We start from the raw sequence: 16,734 nt of genomic DNA, 5'->3' as shown, positions 1-16,734 counted from the left end.
GTTAAAATAAGCATAGTCTTTGTTATGCTTTTATTTTGCCATTCTATTGTGCTCGGGCACAAAATCTCCCTCTATTGGTGTTACTTTCAGGATTGTAATCTGACGGACATTCTCCGTCAGTAGCAATAAATAAAGAATCAGGAGTGAAAAGAATGAAAAAAGTTTTAGCAGTTCTTCTCGTGGCTATAATGATGCTTACATTAGCATCCTGCGCACAGACTCCTTCCCCTGCAAGTTCCGCAGCTGCTTCCGAAGCAGCCAGTTCCGCAGCGGCAAGTGAAGCTGCCAGTACTCCCGCAGCAGCAGCCGGCACCAAGATTGGTATCTCGATGCCTACACAGAGCCTGCAGCGTTGGAACCAGGACGGCGCCAACATGAAGGCAGAGTTTGAAAAGGCCGGATATACCGTTGATCTGCAGTATGCAGGCGACAACGATATCCCCACCCAGGTTTCCCAGATTGAAAACATGATCACCGGCGACTGCAAGGTACTTGTTATTGCAGCTATCGACGGTTCTTCTCTTACCGAAGTTCTTAAGACCGCTAAAGAGAAGAAGATCTCCGTTATCGCTTATGACCGTCTTATCATGAACAGTGATGCGGTTTCCTACTATGCAACCTTCGACAACACCAAGGTTGGTACCATCCAGGGCGAATACATCCGCGATACCCTGAAGCTTGACACCGAGAAGGGCCCGTTCAACATCGAGCTGTTCACCGGTGACCCCGCTGACAACAACGTTAACTTCTTCTTCGGCGGTGCTATGTCCGTTCTGCAGCCTTACATCGACAAAGGCGTTCTCGTTGTTAAGTCCGGCCAAACCACACTTGCTCAGTGCGCTACCCCCAGCTGGTCTACCGAGGAATCTCAGAAGCGTATGGAGAACCTGATTACAGCAAACAACTACGGCCCCAAGGGCACCAAGCTTGACGCTGTTCTCTCTTCCAACGACTCCGTAGCCAACGGTATCACCAACGCACTTGTAGCAGCAGGCTACACCAAGGATAACTTCCCGATTCTCACCGGTCAGGGCTGCGGTAAGCCCGCCGTTAAGAACATGATTGCAGGCCTCCAGAGTATGTCTATCTTCAAGGATACCCGTACATTGGCTTCCAAGGTTGTTGAGATGGTTAACGCTATCGTTGCTGGCAAAGAGGTTCCCGTTAACGATACCAAGACCTACAATAACGGCATTGCAGTAATTCCTTCCTTCCTCTGCGATCCTGTATTCGCTACCGTTGACAACTACAAGAAGCTGTTAATCGATAGCAAATACTACACAGAGGCAGATCTTGCTTAATCTCACCCTTAAAAGCTGATAAACGGTCACTTCTGGCCGATGTATTAGTCCTTAGGCAGGCGGGCGGAAGTTCTTCCTCCCGCCTGTTATTTTTCTCATTGGAGGGAATATCATTGTCAGAAACGCTACTTGAAATGAGGAATATCAACAAGAACTTCCCCGGTGTACGTGCGCTTAAAGAGGTTAACCTCCAGATTACCAAGGGGGAAATCCACGCCCTGGTGGGTGAAAACGGCGCGGGCAAATCCACTCTGATGAATGTTCTCAGCGGTATCTACCCTTTCGGAAGCTATGAGGGGGATATCATCTACGAGGGTGAGGTCTGCAGATTTAACGGTATTAAGGACAGTGAGCATAAAGGTATTGTTATTATTCATCAGGAGCTTGCATTGGTGCCCTACCTTACCATAGGCGAAAACATGTTCCTTGGGAACGAACGCGGCAGCAAGGCACGCATTGATTGGGATGAAACCTATAATAAGGCGGACGAGCTTTTAAAGCGTGTTGGTTTAAAGGATAGCTCCAGAACACTGATTAAGGATATCGGTGTTGGCAAGCAGCAGTTGGTTGAAATCTCTAAGGCGCTTGCCAAGAACGTGAAGCTGCTCATTCTTGACGAGCCTACCGCTTCGCTCAATGAATCCGATTCGCAGAAGCTATTAAACCTGCTGCTGGAATTCAAGACCCATGGCATGACCTCCATTATCATCTCCCATAAGCTCAACGAGGTATCCGGCATCGCCGACAAGATTACGATACTTCGCGACGGCGCTACCATAGAAACCTTAACCAAAGGAATTGACGATATCGGCGAAGAGCGGATTATCAAAGGCATGGTTGGGCGTGATCTGACCGATCGTTTCCCAAAACGTGATGTTAAAATTGGCGATGTGAGCCTTGCGGTTAAAAACTGGACAGTCTATCACCCAATATATGAAGGCCGGAAGGTATGCGACAATGTAAGTATTACGCTACATCGCGGTGAAGTTCTGGGCATCAGCGGGTTGATGGGTGCCGGACGCACCGAGCTTGCAATGAGTATCTTCGGCGGCAGCTACGGCAAGAATATTTCTGGCGAGATTCAAATTAATGGCAAAGATGTTAAGATGCGCAGTGTAAAGGACGCTATAGAAAACAAGCTTGCTTATGTAACTGAAGACCGTAAAGGGAACGGTTTAATCTTGGATATGTCTATTATACAAAACACAACACTAGCAAAGATGGATAAAGTCAGCCGCTACAATGTTGTGGACAAGGATTTGGAAGTTAATGCAGCTAACGAATATAAAGAGAAGCTCTCAACAAAATGCTCGAGCGTAGAGCAGAAGGTTGGTAATCTTTCGGGCGGCAACCAGCAAAAAGTCCTTCTTAGTAAATGGATGTTCGCTGACCCGGACATTCTTATTATGGATGAGCCGACGCGTGGAATTGATGTAGGTGCCAAGTATGAAATTTACTGCATTATCAACCAGCTTGTTGCTCAGGGTAAGTCTGTGGTGATGATCTCCTCTGAAATGCCTGAGATACTTGGTATGTGCGATAGAATCTATGTAATGAACGAAGGCAGAATCGTCGCGGAAATGACAAAGGAAAACGCCACACAGGAAGCGATAATGTCCAGCATCCTTCAATCCAGTAAGGGAGCATAAAGAAGTAATTCCCCCTCATTTCTGCAGAAAGGATTGGTCACATATATGCTCAACATAAAAGAGGCCTTAAGAAAAAACACGATGGTGATTGCACTCATCGTAGTTATGCTGCTGTTTCAAGTGCTGATTTCTATCAGCGGTAAGGGTTCGTTATTTGCCCCCTCAAACATTACCAACCTGATTTTACAAAACAGCTACGTTGTTATTCTTGCAGCAGGTATGCTGCTCTGCATCCTCACCGGCGGTAACATCGACCTTTCCGTTGGTTCGATTGTTGTGCTGGTGGGCGCTACGGCCGGTACCATGATTGTGAATATGAAGCTGAACATCTTCGTATCCATCTTTGTTTGCCTGCTGATTGGTGTTATCATCGGCGCATGGCAGGGCTTTTGGATTGCGTACATACGTATTCCCGCCTTCATTGTAACCTTAGCAGGTATGATGCTTTGGCGCGGCCTTGCACAGGTTCTTCTAAACGGCCTTACCATCTCCCCTTTCCCCGAAGACTATCTGCAATACTTTACAAGCTTTTTACCCAACAGCCCCAAATACACCATGATCGTTTCTGTAATAGTGGGCGCCGTAGTTTTCTTGGTATATGCAGTTCTTCAGATTCTTGGGCGTATTCAGAAAAAGCAGAAGGGCTATGAGGTTTCGTCGCTGCCCGGGTTAATTATCAAGCTGGTGCTGCTGTTTGCGGTTATTGCAGCCCTAGCATTCTTGTTGGGCGAACACAAAGGTATTCCGGTAGTGCTTATTCTTCTGGGTATTGTTGTTTTCGCATATGGCTACTTTACCTCTAAAACCGTACCCGGACGTCACCTGTATGCAATGGGCGGAAACGAGAAGGCTGCCAAGCTTTCCGGTGTTAACACCAATAAAGTGCTCTTCTTTGCATACACCAACATGGGCTTCCTTTCCGCGGTTGCCGCACTGGTTTGTGTAGCTCGCTTTAACTCTGCGGCACCTTCCGCCGGTACCGGCTATGAACTTGACGCCATCGGCTCCTGCTTCATCGGCGGTGCCTCCGCCTACGGCGGCACTGGTACCATCGGCGGCGCGGTTGTAGGTGCAATCTTCATGGGCGTACTGAATAACGGTATGTCAATACTCGGTATCGATGCAAACTGGCAGAAGGCCGTAAAGGGTATTGTGCTGCTGGCGGCCGTTGTATTTGATGTGCTTTCTAAGAAGCAGCAGAGTACTAAGGGTTAAAAATAAGCTAATCTCCTTTGTTTCTATAGGTCCTTTGCAAGAACCATCCGTCGGCTTAGCCAGCGGATGGTTCTTGCGTTGTTAAGAAGCGAGGCATATCCCCCGCTGCGGGAGATATGCCTCGCTTCTATCACAGTTGTTTATGGCGCAATATCCAAAAATTTCACCTTGGGGTTTTTCTCCTCCGCTCGCTGCATCACCCACTGGTTTTCAAACAGTACAACCGGGCGATTGAGATGATCGGTCACCCGAAGAGTTTCGCTGAAGTATTGCGGCAGTTCAGGCTCTGCATCCTCCGGGGTAATCCAGCGTGCATACTGAAAGGCGAGCGGTTCAATACGCATTTCTACACCATACTCGCCCAGCATACGGTAGGAGAGCACATCCAGCTGCAGCGCGCCAGCCACGCCGACAATATACTTATCCACACCATAGGAGTTGCTTTTAAACACCTGAATAGCTCCCTCAACAAGCAGCTGCTCTATTCCCTTCTGGAACTGTTTGCGCTTGTTGGTATCCTTAGCCGAAACCTCTGCAAAGTGCTCGGCGGGGAACATGGGGATTGGGTCGAATTTAAAGGCTTCCTTTTCCCCGCAAAGGGTATCACCCAAGTGAAAGATACCGGAATCAAACACGCCGATAATGTCGCCCGCACAGGCATCCTCCACCGCGGAGCGATCCTGCGCCAAAAATTGCTGTGGCTGGGCAAGGCGAATCTGCTTGCCTAGGCGGGTATTATACACGTTCATACCCTTCTCATACTGGCCGGAGCAGATGCGAATAAAGGCCAGGCGGTCACGGTGCTTCGGGTCCATGTTCGCCTGAATCTTGAAGATAAAGCCGGAAAAGCCCTCGTCCTCGGGCTTAACCGGGCCTTTATCGGTATTTCGATTGCCGGGGGCCGGGGCCATCTTGATAAAATCCTCAAGGAACTGCTGCACGCCGAAGTTGGTCATGGCACTGCCGAAAAACACCGGTGTGAGCTGCCCCGCAAGGATGCGCTCCATGTCAAACGTCTCGCCCGCCTCATCCAGCAGCGAAATATCTTCTTGCAGCGCCAGATAGGCCTCATCGCCGATAATCTCTTTCAGCTTGCTGTCGCTGAGTTCCAAGGTATAGGAGGTAAGCTTCTGCGCGCCGTGGTCACCGCCTGTTTCAAAAAGCTCCAGCCTCTTCAACGCGCGGTTGTAAACCCCTTTGAACACGCCGTCTACCCCCACCGGCCAGGTAACTGGGTAGGAGTTGATGCCAAGGGTCTGTTCCAGCTCGCTTAATAGATCAAACGGCTTTTTGCATACACGGTCGAGCTTATTTACAAAGGTGAAGATGGGGATACCGCGCATCTTGCACACGTGGAACAGCTTCTTGGTCTGCTCTTCCACACCCTTGGCGCCGTCCAGCAGCATAACAGCACTGTCGGCCGCTACCAAGGTTCGGTAGGCATCCTCACTGAAGTCCTGATGTCCCGGGGTATCAAGGATATTGATATGGTAGCCGTCGTAGTCAAAGTTCATGACGCTGGAGGTTACCGAAATGCCGCGCTGCTTTTCAATCTCCATCCAGTCGGATACCGCGTAGGTTTTTGCCTTGCGGCTTTTAACACTGCCTGCCTGATGGATAGCCCCGCCGTAGAGCAGCAGTTTTTCGGTGAGGGTGGTTTTGCCAGCGTCGGGGTGGGAGATGATGGCGAAGGTTCTTCGCCGCAGTATTTCCTGTTCTCGGTTTGCCACTGAATGATTACTCCTTACTGTATCGTGAATCAATTTCTATCGTTCATCGTTCTTTGCAGGCAGGCTGAGGATAACCAATCAGCCGTTTACCCAAACAGCTATTATTATAGCAGATTCAAGCAGAATAGGAAAGGAAAAGTTGTGCCATTTAACTGCCCGCTTAATAGTATAGTAAAAGTTGACACCTATTGGTTACAGAAGTATAATAAAATTTACTGTTTGTGTAAATATGGGAAATGGTTTATCTGCCTTATACTTATCCTGAAACGGAGAATAAAAATGAAGAAAGTTATAGCTATTCTTGCAGCAAGTCTTGTATTGCTGACCTCCTGCGTGATTGTTAAGCCCGTAGTAAACCAGACATCTTCCGAAAGCAGTTTGGCAACCGAGAGTATTTCGTCTTCTGAGCAGAGTGAGGTAACAGCAGACTTTGACTATAAAACCTATGCCAATGCCCGTTACGGCTTTACGGTGCCCTACCCCGATTACTTTACCTCGATTACCGAAAGCGATAACGGCGACGGCGCAACCCTTTCCAGGAGTGACACAGGTGAGGAGCTGAAGGTATGGGGCGCCTATAACATTGACAATCTTACCGGGAAAGCGATGCTTGAAGAAGCCAAAACCAGGGTATCGCAGATTGTAATGGAGGACGCTCAGGACGACAGCTTTTATATCTTATATCAGAGTGGCAACGACAATGAAGGCGGTACGATAAACTTTTTTGAGTACGGCTTGGTAAAGAATGATATGGTGGTACGGTTTTTGTTCCGTTACCCCGTAGAACTAGAAGAACAGTACGATGATATCATCAAACAGATGACAACGGAATTAAGCTTCGGTACCTCTGAAACAGCTAAAAGCTAAAAAAGGAGCGCGTAAGCAGGTTTACCTCCTATTTATGCATTTTTGGATTCATAAGCTTATTCGCTTTAAATGAGCCCCAGTGCCTTTACATAGGTTGGAATGCCGTATTCAAAGTTCACCCCAAAGCGCACATCAGTGCCCGCCTCTTTGGTACGCAGAATGCTGCTAACCGTAAAATCCACCGCGACTCTTGCGGCCTGAGAGAGTGCAAAACCATTTAACAGCGCGCCAAGCAGGGCACTTGCAAATATATCCCCTGTGCCATGATAGATTCCCGCCACACGCGGCGAGAGGATATAGTCAATCTTACCGGTTTGGGGGTCGTACGCAGCACAGCCAAGGGCGTTATCCTCCATGCATACACCGGTGAGCACCACCTTACCGGTAACAAGTTTACCCAGACCCCGGAGCAGAGCCTCGATATATCCTGTGGTATGCGGCCCTTCGCGGTATTCCAGGCCGGTGAGTAGCGCTGCCTCGGTAATATTGGGCACGATGACATCAGCCTTGCCGCACAGCTTTGCCATCCCCTTTGGAAAATCGGAGGAGAAAACCTTGTAGAGTGAACCGTTATCCGCCATCACAGGGTCTACCAGAACAAGGGTGTCCCCGCTCTTAAAGTCGTCTATCAGCCGTGCAACCAGCTCCAGCTGTTCAAACGAGCCCAGAAACCCGGTATACAGGCTGTCGAAATGCAGATTAAGCGTTTTCCAATGTGCCCCAATAGCCGGGATATCCTCGGTGAGGTCGCGGTAGGTGTAGCCGGTAAAGCCACCGGTATGGGTGGAAAGTACGGCCGTGGGGATTACGCTGGTTTCCACACCCGCGGCAGAGAGTATCGGCAACGCAACGGTTAAGGAGCACTTGCCAAAGCAGGAGATATCGTGAACAGCGCAAACCCTTTTTTGCGGCTTCAAATGCGGTCATTCCCTTCTTATACTAAGATTCGTCTGAGTCTTCTTTTCATTTTGCCGAGATTTTTTGAAAAATGCAAGGGGTTAAATAAAATATATCAATAAGCTATAGTTTTTCTCACTATTGGTATGAATAATTGATTCTGTTTTTATCCAGCCTATGCAACACGAAACTGATCTATTGTGTTACGACCGTTTAATATTTATAATCATCAATCTATAATTATCCACAAATAAGCGGGCGGCCTGAATAAAAAGCCGCCCGTTTATTTCATGATTGAATTATTCCCAGCGGAAGAATTTCAGTGACAGCACCACGCACACTACCGTTAGTGCGAGCATAACAATTACCGGAACCAGCATATTATCGGCTGGCAACCCGAGTGATGCCGCTTTTAGAAGCTTGATGCCCTGTGTAAGCGGAAGAAAGTCCATCGCCTTCTGCATAAAGCCCGGCATGATTTCGTAGGGCAGTGTCGCACCCGACAGCAGCAGCATTGGAAAGTAAAACAGACTGCACAAAAGGTTTGCGGTTTTGATGTTGGGCGCAATGCTCGCAATCATCATGCCGATGCTATAGATCGAAACAAGCACCAGCAGATAGGCCCCGGCAAACAACCAGACTGAGCCCCGGATTCTTACCCCAAAGCAGAGTGCACAGACCCCGTAAACCAATACCAGCGAGGCTAATGCGTAGATAAGGTTTACCACCAGCTGAACTACCAGCAGCTTCATGGGGCTTACCGGCGTAACCTGATAGCGCTTGAGTATCTTGCGGTGGCGGTAATCGGCCAGCACAATCGGCAGGCCCATGAGGCCGGTAGCCGCAATACCAATGGAGATAATTCCGCCGAACGACTGCTCCATAAAGCTGTAGGCTGCGCCGTCAAACGCGGGCTTGTTGCCCATAATCAGCCCCAGTACCACCGTGAACAGTAACGAGAACCCGATGCCGAAGAATAACAGGTTCATATCGCGTACAGAGAGAATAAATTCCGATTTAAATAAAGCTCTAAAGGACTTCATCTGTTGTTTCCTCCTCGCCGGAATACCATAGATAGGCTTCCTCCAGATTGCTGCAGGGGCTGTTCTGAATCGCCTCGGTGAGCGTACCCATGAATACCACCTGCCCTTTTCTCAGGATGCAGATTCTGTCGCACAGAGTCTGCACCTCGTCCATGTAATGGGATGTGAGCAGAATGGTAAGGCCATTGCCTTTGAGCGATTCAAGGTACTTCCACACATCCCGGCGCGCCTTGGAATCCAACCCCGTAGTAAGCTCATCCAAAAAAACAAGCTCGGGATTGGGGATGAGTGCCAGAATTACCGAAAGCCTCTGCCGCTCGCCGCCCGAAAGCTCGGTTACCATGCGTTTGTGCATACCTAAAAGACCAAACCGCTTCAAAAGCTCCTTCCAATCGGCCGGCTGCCTGTACAGTGAGCCGGTCACCTCGCACAGTTCTGAAACCGTAATCTTTTCGGGGTAGTTGTTGTGCTGAAACTGTACCCCCACCTTTTCAAACAACTGCCTGCGATTTTCAGCCGGGCTCAACCCCAACACCGTTACCGAGCCTGCATCATACCTTTTAACGCCAAGGATACATTCAATGCTGGTGCTTTTGCCCGCACCGTTATGGCCGAGCAGCCCGAAGATCTCACCCTTTTCCACCTTGAAGCTCAGCCCGTCAACCGCTTTTACCGGCCCATATGACTTTGTAAGGTTTTGAACAACCAACGCCGTCGACATACTCATATTCAACCCTTTCTCTATTCATGTGTCTTAATTTTAGTGGTTTGAATGCCTGAATTCTTGACAATCCTTGCGAAATGGGTATAAAAAAGCACCCGATGTATCGTCGGATGCTTGAAGTAACTTATGAATTGATCAGCTTATTTTACGAACCGGCCTTGCTTCGATGTACCCCCGATAACCCTGCGGCTCCAGTTGGAACCGGGGGGCTTCGTCATCTGCCCACCGAAACCCGAACACCTCGGGGTTGTAAGCATCAATGCTCTCGCTTACGCCCTCTATTATCTTAAAAAACTCGGCGTCTGCAAACGGCCTGCCCTGAAAGAACAGCATCTGGCAGGGCGGCAGATCGATTAAATCTAAGCCGTCCGGCACCACACCGCTGTAATCGGCGGGAACCTCTACCCCCTGTGCATAATAGGAAGTACCCTCCGGCCGGAAACGATGCGGCAGCCATAGGCCGATAGGCTCGTACAAGGCCTCTTTGACACTGCACAACAGCCCCCAGATATCACAATCTACCTCTTCGCAGTATTCAAAGTAATCGTTTGCCTTTGCGGCGCGTTTAAGGATAAGTTTTCGCGCGGGGCGTTCGATAACCTGTATGAAAAGCGACTGCGGCTCCGGCTTTGGCGTTGGCTCCGACCTATCTCGGTGATAGAAGGTGTATTCGTCTACAACGGGGGTTGGCAGAAACAGCTTGATGGGCGGCGGACTTTTGCTGTATTTTGCAGGTGTAATGCCAAACTCCCGCGAAAAGGCGCGTGTAAAGCCCTCGTGGGAATCGAACAGATAATCGAGTGCTACGTCCAGCACCTTGGGCTGTTCATCCCGAAGCTTTAACGCCGCCCGTGTCAGGCGCATGGCGCGGATATACTCAAAAGGCGTTTTACCGGTGAACTCTTTAAACATCCTCGCGCAGTGAAAGGGGGAATACCCCGCCGCGCGGGAAAGCTCCGAGAGTGTAATGGGCTCACACAGATGGTTGATGATATAGTCCTGCATAGCCTGAACCGCATTTACCTGGTCAATGTGTTCCATGTTGTCACCCCCACCGAATGATTATATCGTGTAAAGGCAAAAAAGTCTTGACCAAAATTGCGAACCTATAAATTTATTCTTTGAGTAAAAGGTTTGCAGATAAAACCTCCTGCATGTTGGGGATGGAAGCAACCGCCCCCTTGCGGGATACGGCAATGGAGGACGCAACCGAGGCAATGCGCAGTACCTCATCCATCGGCCGCTTCTGCAAAAGCTGTGAAACAAAATAGCCGGTAAAGGTATCGCCCGCCGCTGTGGTGTCCACCACCGGAACGTCGTAGATGCCATGGCGGTAAATCGCATTCTCGTGCAGGCAGAGCACACCGTTCCTGCCGAGTGTAAGCACAATGGTGGCGTTGGGGTAGCGCTTGTGCATGGTGGTTAGAATCTCCTGCGGCTCCTCGCAGCCGGTAATCTGCAGGCCCTCCACCTCGTTGAGCAGAAAAAGTGAAACCCTGGTAAGGTCGCACTGCTTAATAGCCTCATCAAACGGCGAGGGGTTCAGTACAATGTACAGCTTCTTCTCGTAAGCACGCTCAATAATATAGTCCACCAGATTGATCTCATTCTGTAACAGGATAACGTCCCCGGCATTCATGGCGGAGAGTGTTTCGTCCACAAACTCCTTGGTATTCTGCCGGTTGGCACCCGCAAAAAGCACGATACTGTTCTGCCCCTTGCCGCTGACCTGTATGATGGCGTTGCCCGAGCGCTGAGCGACCTTGCGGATATACTGCGTATTCACGCCATTGTTTTCGCAGGCCTCGATTAAAGCACCGCCGTCGCTGCCTACCATGCCTGCGTGGAAAACGGCTGCCCCCGCGCGTGCAAGAGCAACCGATTGGTTTAAGCCCTTACCACCGCAGAACATCTGCATGGAACTGGAGGTGATGGTTTCTCCCGGTGCTACAATGTGGTGTACGGAATAAACATAGTCGTAGTTCAAAGACCCGTAGTTCAATACCTTCATTAACTGACATTCCTTTCAGGAGCTTGCCCTGTTTCTTTAAAATTTCTTCTTTTACAATAACATAATTTGAGGAACGAGAAAAGGTCAAAAACTGCTAAAATCGCTGCTGTTTTTTATATCCGGCACCGCGAGGTTTTACCGATTACGCGCCTTTGCCCTTGGTTCCCTGCTCGAGGCTTGCCTTGAGCGCCTCCATCAGGTCGATGACATTGTTCTGCGGCTTTGGTGTTGCCGCGATAATCTCTTTACCCGCGATCTTCTGTTCAATTAGTGCTCTCAGACGCACCTGATATTCATCCTTGTGCTTTGACGGGCTAAATTCGGTATCCATAGAGGCAATGAGCTTTTTTGCCATGTCAAGCTCGGCTTCGTTTACCGGCGGTCGGGTATAGGGCTTTTGCAGTTCTTTGATTTCATCGGCATAAAACATCGTTTCAATTAAGATACCGTCTTCACGCGGGATGATGGCAAGAAGTGTTTCCTTCGTGCCCATAACGGTTTTGCCGATGGCGATCTTCTGCTCGGCCATCATAGCGGCGCGCAGCAGCTCAAAGGCCTTTTCGCCGCCCGCCTCGGGGATAGCCTGATAGGTTTTATCGTAGTAAACGGGGCTAATCTGGTTAAGGTTTGCGAAGTGCAGTATCTGGATGGTTTTGTCCTTCTCGGTTTTAATCGTCTCAAAATCTTCGTCGGTCACCACTACATATTTATCCTTATCGTATTCAAAGCCCTTGATGATGTCACCGAACGCAACCTCCTTACCGCAGTGCCCGCATACCTTTTTGTAGCGTACGCGCTGGTTGTCCTCCTTGTGCAGCTGGTTGAAGCTGATATCGTTATCCTGCGTTGCGGTATAAAGAGCCACCGGAATGTGCACCAGCCCGAACGAGATGGCGCTTTTATGAGATACAGGCATTGTTTTAACCGCTCCTTTCTGTAAGAAAATATAAATTACTATATATTAGATTTTCATTGCTTATTAAGCCTGTGTTTGTATTATTCTGCCCCATATAAGGCTAATCTCTCAATAAAAACTCGCTTAAAACAAGCAAAAAGCTGCCGGGCGCAGGCCTGACAGCTTAATTTGTTATATTGCTATCTTTTATAACAACCTTCCGGCTTTACTTCACCGGTGTGCCACCGGCTATCGAAGCTTTAGCCATACTTATTTTATTCGTAGACGATTTTAAAACCGGTATGCTCAATGCAGTTTTTAATCTGCATTTCAGTGGCAGGTTCGTTGTACCCCACCTTTACGGTGCCTTCTGCCAGATTCACCCCCACCTCCTGAACTCCCTGCACCTTATCCAATGCGTTCTTCAGCTGGGTTTTGCAGTTTTTGTTTTGCATACCGGAAACACTGCACAGAATAGTATTCATGATAAAACATATCCTTTCCTAAAAACATCTTTATTTTTAACGCTTATGATAAAGGAGTTTAATGACTTCCCTTTTCGCGTTTTGAGGCGTGTACCCCGACCTTGTTGCCGTCGATGATTCCGACATCGGCGTTCTCTTTGGGCTTCATCTTCCGCAGTTCAGGATTACTTTTGGGCCTGTCTTTCATTCGATTTTTGTTGTTATCCACACTACACCATCCTTTTATCATTAGTCTTTTTGTTAGTGTACTTCGCCAAAAAGGATTTATGCAGGCACAAACACTCCCGCTTTATTATAAAAAATTAACCTGCATATACACTTTGGTATATACAGGCCCAAGTTAATTATTTCATTCTTCATCAGGTAAAGCGGCAATCATATCGTAATTTTCCAAAAAACTATGCTTATCTCCGCCTTTACGATACCCGATGACCGCGTCAAGGTTTACATTGTGCGCACTTACAAAGATGTTCATGTCAATGTTTGGGTTAATACGTCGGAATTCCTTGATAAGCTGCTTCATCTCCTGACGCTTGGAGCCCATAACACTTTCAGCTTGCGCCTCACGTTCGGTAAAACTGCAGGCGCATTGGATAAACTGAAGCTCATTATAACGCTTCCACGCCAGAATGTCGGCCTCTTTGACCATATACAGCGGGCGTATCAGCTCCATGCCCGTAAAATTGGTGCTGTGCAGCTTGGGCATCATGGTACGCATTTCAGAGCCGTAGAGCATGCTCATGAGAATGGTTTCTACCACATCGTCAAAATGGTGCCCCAGAGCAATCTTATTACAGCCAAGCTCCTGCGCCTTGCTATAGAGGTATCCCCTTCTCATCTTCGCGCAGAGGTAGCAGGGCGAACGGTCGGTATTGTCGACCACATGAAAAATATTACTCTCAAAGATATGCACCGGAAGGTTTAAAAGCTGTGCATTTTCTTCAATTAACCTGCGGTTGGCAGGCGCATAGCCGGGATCCATAACCAGATAAACCGCCTCAAACGGAAAATCGCTGTGCCTTTGCAGCTGTTGTATGCACTTGGCCAAAAGCATCGAATCTTTGCCGCCGGAGATACAGACAGCAATTCTATCATTCCGTTGAATGAGCTGATACTCCTTAACTGCCGCAATGAATTTGTGCCAAATCTCTTTTTTATATTTCTTAATAATACTTCGCTCAATCAGTTCATATTTTTGCATACTTATCAATCTGCCTTCTTCAGAAATGCTATGATTTCTTCGTAATAATTCTCTTATGGTCTAAGTTTATCATAATCTCGTGAAAAATACAGCCTTTCATCCGGCAATTCTATAAGGCATAGCGAAAGCTGCCCCAGGTGGAATGAACCATTGGGGCAGCTTTTTACTGATTGAATTTAATTCGGGATATTTGCGAGAGCAGTTTTCCGGAACTCAAAACCGTTTTCGGTGGAAACACACACCACGCTGTCGCCCGGCTTCACGGCACCCTCCAGCATCTGCTCGGAGAGTTTATCCTCGATCTGAGTGGTGATGGCACGGCGTAACGGGCGCGCGCCGTAGATATCATCGTAGCCCACCGAGGCAATCTTGGTAACGGCGCTCTGGTCAAAGGTTACGGTAATGCCCAGCTTGTTTACCCGCTCGCTGAGGGTGGCAAGCATGTTAGCGGCAATCTTCTCTATCTCGGCGGAGGTAAGGCGGTGGAAGACGATGATATCGTCCACGCGGTTTAAAAACTCGGGACGGAAGGCTTTTTTCAGCTCGCTTAACACATTCTGCTTGATGCGATTCTCATCGTCGCTTACGGTGGGAGCACCCGCAAAGCCAAGGTTCTTAATCTTTTCGGTAAGCAGCCGCGCGCCGATGTTGGAGGTCATAATCACCACGGCGTTTTTAAAGTCTACCCTTCTGCCCTTACTGTCGGTAAGGATGCCGTCCTCCAGGATCTGCAGCAGCATATTGAATACATCGGGGTGTGCCTTCTCAATTTCGTCAAACAGCACCACAGAGTATGGTTTGCGGCGAATCTTTTCGGTGAGCTGGCCGCCCTCTTCAAAGCCTACATATCCCGGAGGGGAGCCGACTAAGCGGGATACCGAGAACTTTTCCATGTACTCTGACATATCCAAGCGGATCATTGCGTCGTCGTCGCCGAACAGTGCCTGCGCAAGCGCCTTGCACAGCTCGGTTTTGCCCACGCCCGTGGGGCCTAAGAAGATGAACGAGCCGATGGGGCGCTTGGGGTCTTTCAGCCCTACCCTGCCGCGGCGGATGGCGCGCGAAACAGAGTTTACAGCCTCATCCTGCCCGATTACGCGCTCGTGCAATATCGCCTCCATGTTTAAGAGGCGCTTGCTCTCCTCCTCGGTAAGCTGGCGCACATTGATACCCGTCCAGCCCGAGACGATTTCGGCAACCGTCTGCTCGGTAACAACACCGGTCTTGCGGCCGTTATCATCCTTCCACTCGTTCTTCTGGCGTTCGAGCTGTGCACGCAGCTCTTTTTCGTTATCGCGTATCTTGGCGGCAAGCTCGAAGTCCTGCGCGTTTACGGCGGCTTCCTTTTCCTCGTTTAGCGCCTTTAAGCGTTCCTCCAGCTCCTTTAAGTCGGGCGGAGCGGTGTACTGCTTGAGACGTATGCGGGAGGCGGCCTCGTCAATCAGGTCGATGGCCTTATCGGGCAGAAAACGATCCTGAATATACCGGGAGGAAAGGGTAACGGCAGCCTTCACCGCCTCATCGGTGATCTTCACCTTGTGGTGTGCCTCGTATTTATCGCGCAGGCCGAACAGAATCTGCTGTGCCTCTTCGGGGCTGGGCTCGTTGACGGTAACGGGCTGGAACCTGCGTTCAAGCGCCGCATCGGTTTCAACGTGTTTGCGGTATTCATCCAGTGTGGTAGCGCCCACCACCTGTATGTCACCCCTGGCAAGCAGCGGCTTAAGGATATTGGCAGCGTCCACCGCGCCCTCGGCGGCTCCTGCGCCCACCAGTGTATGCATCTCGTCGATAAACAGAATCACGTTGCCCGCGTTTTTAACCTCATCCAGTGCCTTTTTTATACGCTCTTCAAAATCACCGCGATACTTGGTTCCGGCAATCATGCCGCCGATATCCACCGACACCACGCGCTTATTCTTGAGTGTTTCGGGAATCTCTCCCGCAATAATCTTCTGTGCAAGCCCCTCTGCGATGGCGGTTTTGCCAACACCGGGCTCGCCGATTAAGCAGGGGTTGTTCTTGGTGCGGCGGGAGAGTATCTGTATCACACGCTCAATCTCGTTGGCACGGCCGATTACCGGGTCGAGCGCACCCTCACGCGCCCGCTGGGTAAGGTCGTTGGAAAACTGGTCGAGGGTGGGGGTTCGGGAATTCTGCGGGCGTTTGAGCTCCTTTGCGCTGCCGCCCGAGGAAAGGCTGCCACCGTTCTCGTTTACCCCTAAGGATTTGGCACACTGGTTGTAGATATCTTTCGGATCTACCGAAAGCTCGGTTAAAAAGCGAACGGCATAGCTGTCTTCTTCATTCAGCATCGCCATAAGGATATGCTCGGTGCCCACATAGCCGTGGCCGAGCGACTTTGCTTCGGCAACCGAAAGCTCCAGAATACGTTTGCAGCGCGGCGTAAAATCGGCGGGAGTAAGGCGCGTTGGAGAGCCGGAGCCTACCGTATCCACCAGCTTCTGCTCAATATCATCGTAGGTTACGCCGTTATGGGAAAGCACGATGGGCGCAACGCCGCTGCCCTCTTTAAGCAGCCCCATGAGTATATGCTCGGTGCCGATATAGGTATGCCCCAGCTTTTCGGCGGAGCTGATGGCGAGGTTGAGCGCCTCGTTGGCCTTGGCGGTAAAACCTGTGAATTTATACATTATCATCACCTTACCTTTCTGGCGCTTGCGCCGGAAAAGCACAAAACGTCATGAAAAATTGC

15 protein-coding genes are annotated in these 16,734 nt (G+C 49.5%); 4 read left to right on the top strand and 11 right to left on the bottom strand.

Annotation, left to right across the window (positions count from 1 at the left end):
* The first annotated feature begins 152 nt into the window (after nt 1-152).
* The 3 genes from chvE (at nt 153) to mmsB (ending at nt 4,165) form a co-directional block, all read left to right on the top strand.
* Complete coding sequence (gene chvE, locus BLR50_RS07355) at nt 153-1,301, top strand: multiple monosaccharide ABC transporter substrate-binding protein (RefSeq protein WP_092640105.1); 1,149 nt, start codon at nt 153-155, stop codon at nt 1,299-1,301.
* A gap of 113 nt (nt 1,302-1,414) precedes the next feature.
* Nucleotides 1,415-2,950, top strand: a complete 1,536-nt coding sequence (mmsA, locus tag BLR50_RS07350; RefSeq protein WP_092640103.1) for a multiple monosaccharide ABC transporter ATP-binding protein — start codon at nt 1,415-1,417, stop codon at nt 2,948-2,950.
* A gap of 45 nt (nt 2,951-2,995) precedes the next feature.
* Nucleotides 2,996-4,165, top strand: a complete 1,170-nt coding sequence (gene mmsB, locus BLR50_RS07345; protein ID WP_092640101.1) for a multiple monosaccharide ABC transporter permease — start codon at nt 2,996-2,998, stop codon at nt 4,163-4,165.
* 140 nt (nt 4,166-4,305) lie between these two features.
* On the opposite strand, the gene BLR50_RS07340 is transcribed toward mmsB, so the two are convergent.
* The gene (locus tag BLR50_RS07340; protein WP_092640098.1) at nt 4,306-5,895 is read right to left on the bottom strand and encodes a peptide chain release factor 3; all 1,590 of its coding nucleotides are present in this window, start codon (nt 5,893-5,895) and stop codon (nt 4,306-4,308) included.
* 279 nt (nt 5,896-6,174) lie between these two features.
* Here BLR50_RS07340 and BLR50_RS07335 point away from each other — a divergent pair, with 279 nt between their 5' ends.
* Nucleotides 6,175-6,762 carry a hypothetical protein gene (locus BLR50_RS07335; RefSeq protein WP_092640095.1) on the top strand — a complete coding sequence of 196 codons (588 nt, stop codon included), beginning with the start codon at nt 6,175-6,177 and terminating at the stop codon, nt 6,760-6,762.
* A gap of 65 nt (nt 6,763-6,827) precedes the next feature.
* Here BLR50_RS07335 and BLR50_RS07330 read toward each other — a convergent pair whose 3' ends face one another.
* The 10 genes from BLR50_RS07330 to BLR50_RS07290 form a co-directional block, all read right to left on the bottom strand.
* A complete protein-coding gene (locus tag BLR50_RS07330; protein ID WP_092640093.1) occupies nt 6,828-7,679 on the bottom strand; it encodes a pyridoxamine kinase in 852 nt (283 codons plus the stop codon).
* 279 nt (nt 7,680-7,958) lie between these two features.
* Complete coding sequence (locus tag BLR50_RS07325; protein ID WP_092640091.1) at nt 7,959-8,702, bottom strand: ABC transporter permease; 744 nt, start codon at nt 8,700-8,702, stop codon at nt 7,959-7,961.
* Nucleotides 8,689-9,423: an ABC transporter ATP-binding protein gene (locus BLR50_RS07320; RefSeq protein ID WP_092640089.1), complete on the bottom strand. Its 735-nt coding sequence runs from the start codon at nt 9,421-9,423 to the stop codon at nt 8,689-8,691. The genes BLR50_RS07325 and BLR50_RS07320 overlap by 14 nt, the downstream gene beginning before the upstream one ends.
* 138 nt (nt 9,424-9,561) lie before the next feature.
* Entirely contained in the window at nt 9,562-10,467 is a 906-nt protein-coding gene (locus BLR50_RS07315) for a helix-turn-helix domain-containing protein (RefSeq protein ID WP_092640087.1), read from the bottom strand.
* A 73-nt stretch (nt 10,468-10,540) separates the two neighbouring features.
* Nucleotides 10,541-11,437 carry a ribokinase gene (locus BLR50_RS07310; RefSeq protein ID WP_092640085.1) on the bottom strand — a complete coding sequence of 299 codons (897 nt, stop codon included), beginning with the start codon at nt 11,435-11,437 and terminating at the stop codon, nt 10,541-10,543.
* Nucleotides 11,438-11,579: 142 nt separating this feature from the next.
* Nucleotides 11,580-12,353 (bottom strand): non-homologous end joining protein Ku, encoded by a 774-nt coding sequence (ku, locus tag BLR50_RS07305; RefSeq protein WP_092640083.1) that lies wholly within the window; start codon nt 12,351-12,353, stop codon nt 11,580-11,582.
* 254 nt (nt 12,354-12,607) lie between these two features.
* Nucleotides 12,608-12,817 (bottom strand): heavy-metal-associated domain-containing protein, encoded by a 210-nt coding sequence (locus BLR50_RS07300; RefSeq protein WP_092640081.1) that lies wholly within the window; start codon nt 12,815-12,817, stop codon nt 12,608-12,610.
* 58 nt (nt 12,818-12,875) lie between these two features.
* On the bottom strand, nt 12,876-13,025 hold the full coding sequence (locus BLR50_RS14470; RefSeq protein WP_162840360.1) for a hypothetical protein: 150 nt from the start codon (nt 13,023-13,025) through the stop codon (nt 12,876-12,878).
* A 141-nt stretch (nt 13,026-13,166) separates the two neighbouring features.
* Nucleotides 13,167-14,018, bottom strand: a complete 852-nt coding sequence (locus BLR50_RS07295; protein WP_092640079.1) for a tRNA 2-thiocytidine biosynthesis TtcA family protein — start codon at nt 14,016-14,018, stop codon at nt 13,167-13,169.
* A gap of 176 nt (nt 14,019-14,194) precedes the next feature.
* Complete coding sequence (locus tag BLR50_RS07290; RefSeq protein ID WP_092640077.1) at nt 14,195-16,672, bottom strand: ATP-dependent Clp protease ATP-binding subunit; 2,478 nt, start codon at nt 16,670-16,672, stop codon at nt 14,195-14,197.
* Nucleotides 16,673-16,734: the final 62 nt, after the last annotated feature.

The organism is Acetanaerobacterium elongatum, assembly GCF_900103835.1.
GTDB classification, from domain to species: domain Bacteria; phylum Bacillota; class Clostridia; order Oscillospirales; family Ruminococcaceae; genus Acetanaerobacterium; species Acetanaerobacterium elongatum.
This window is presented reverse-complemented; position numbering and strand designations above follow the sequence as displayed.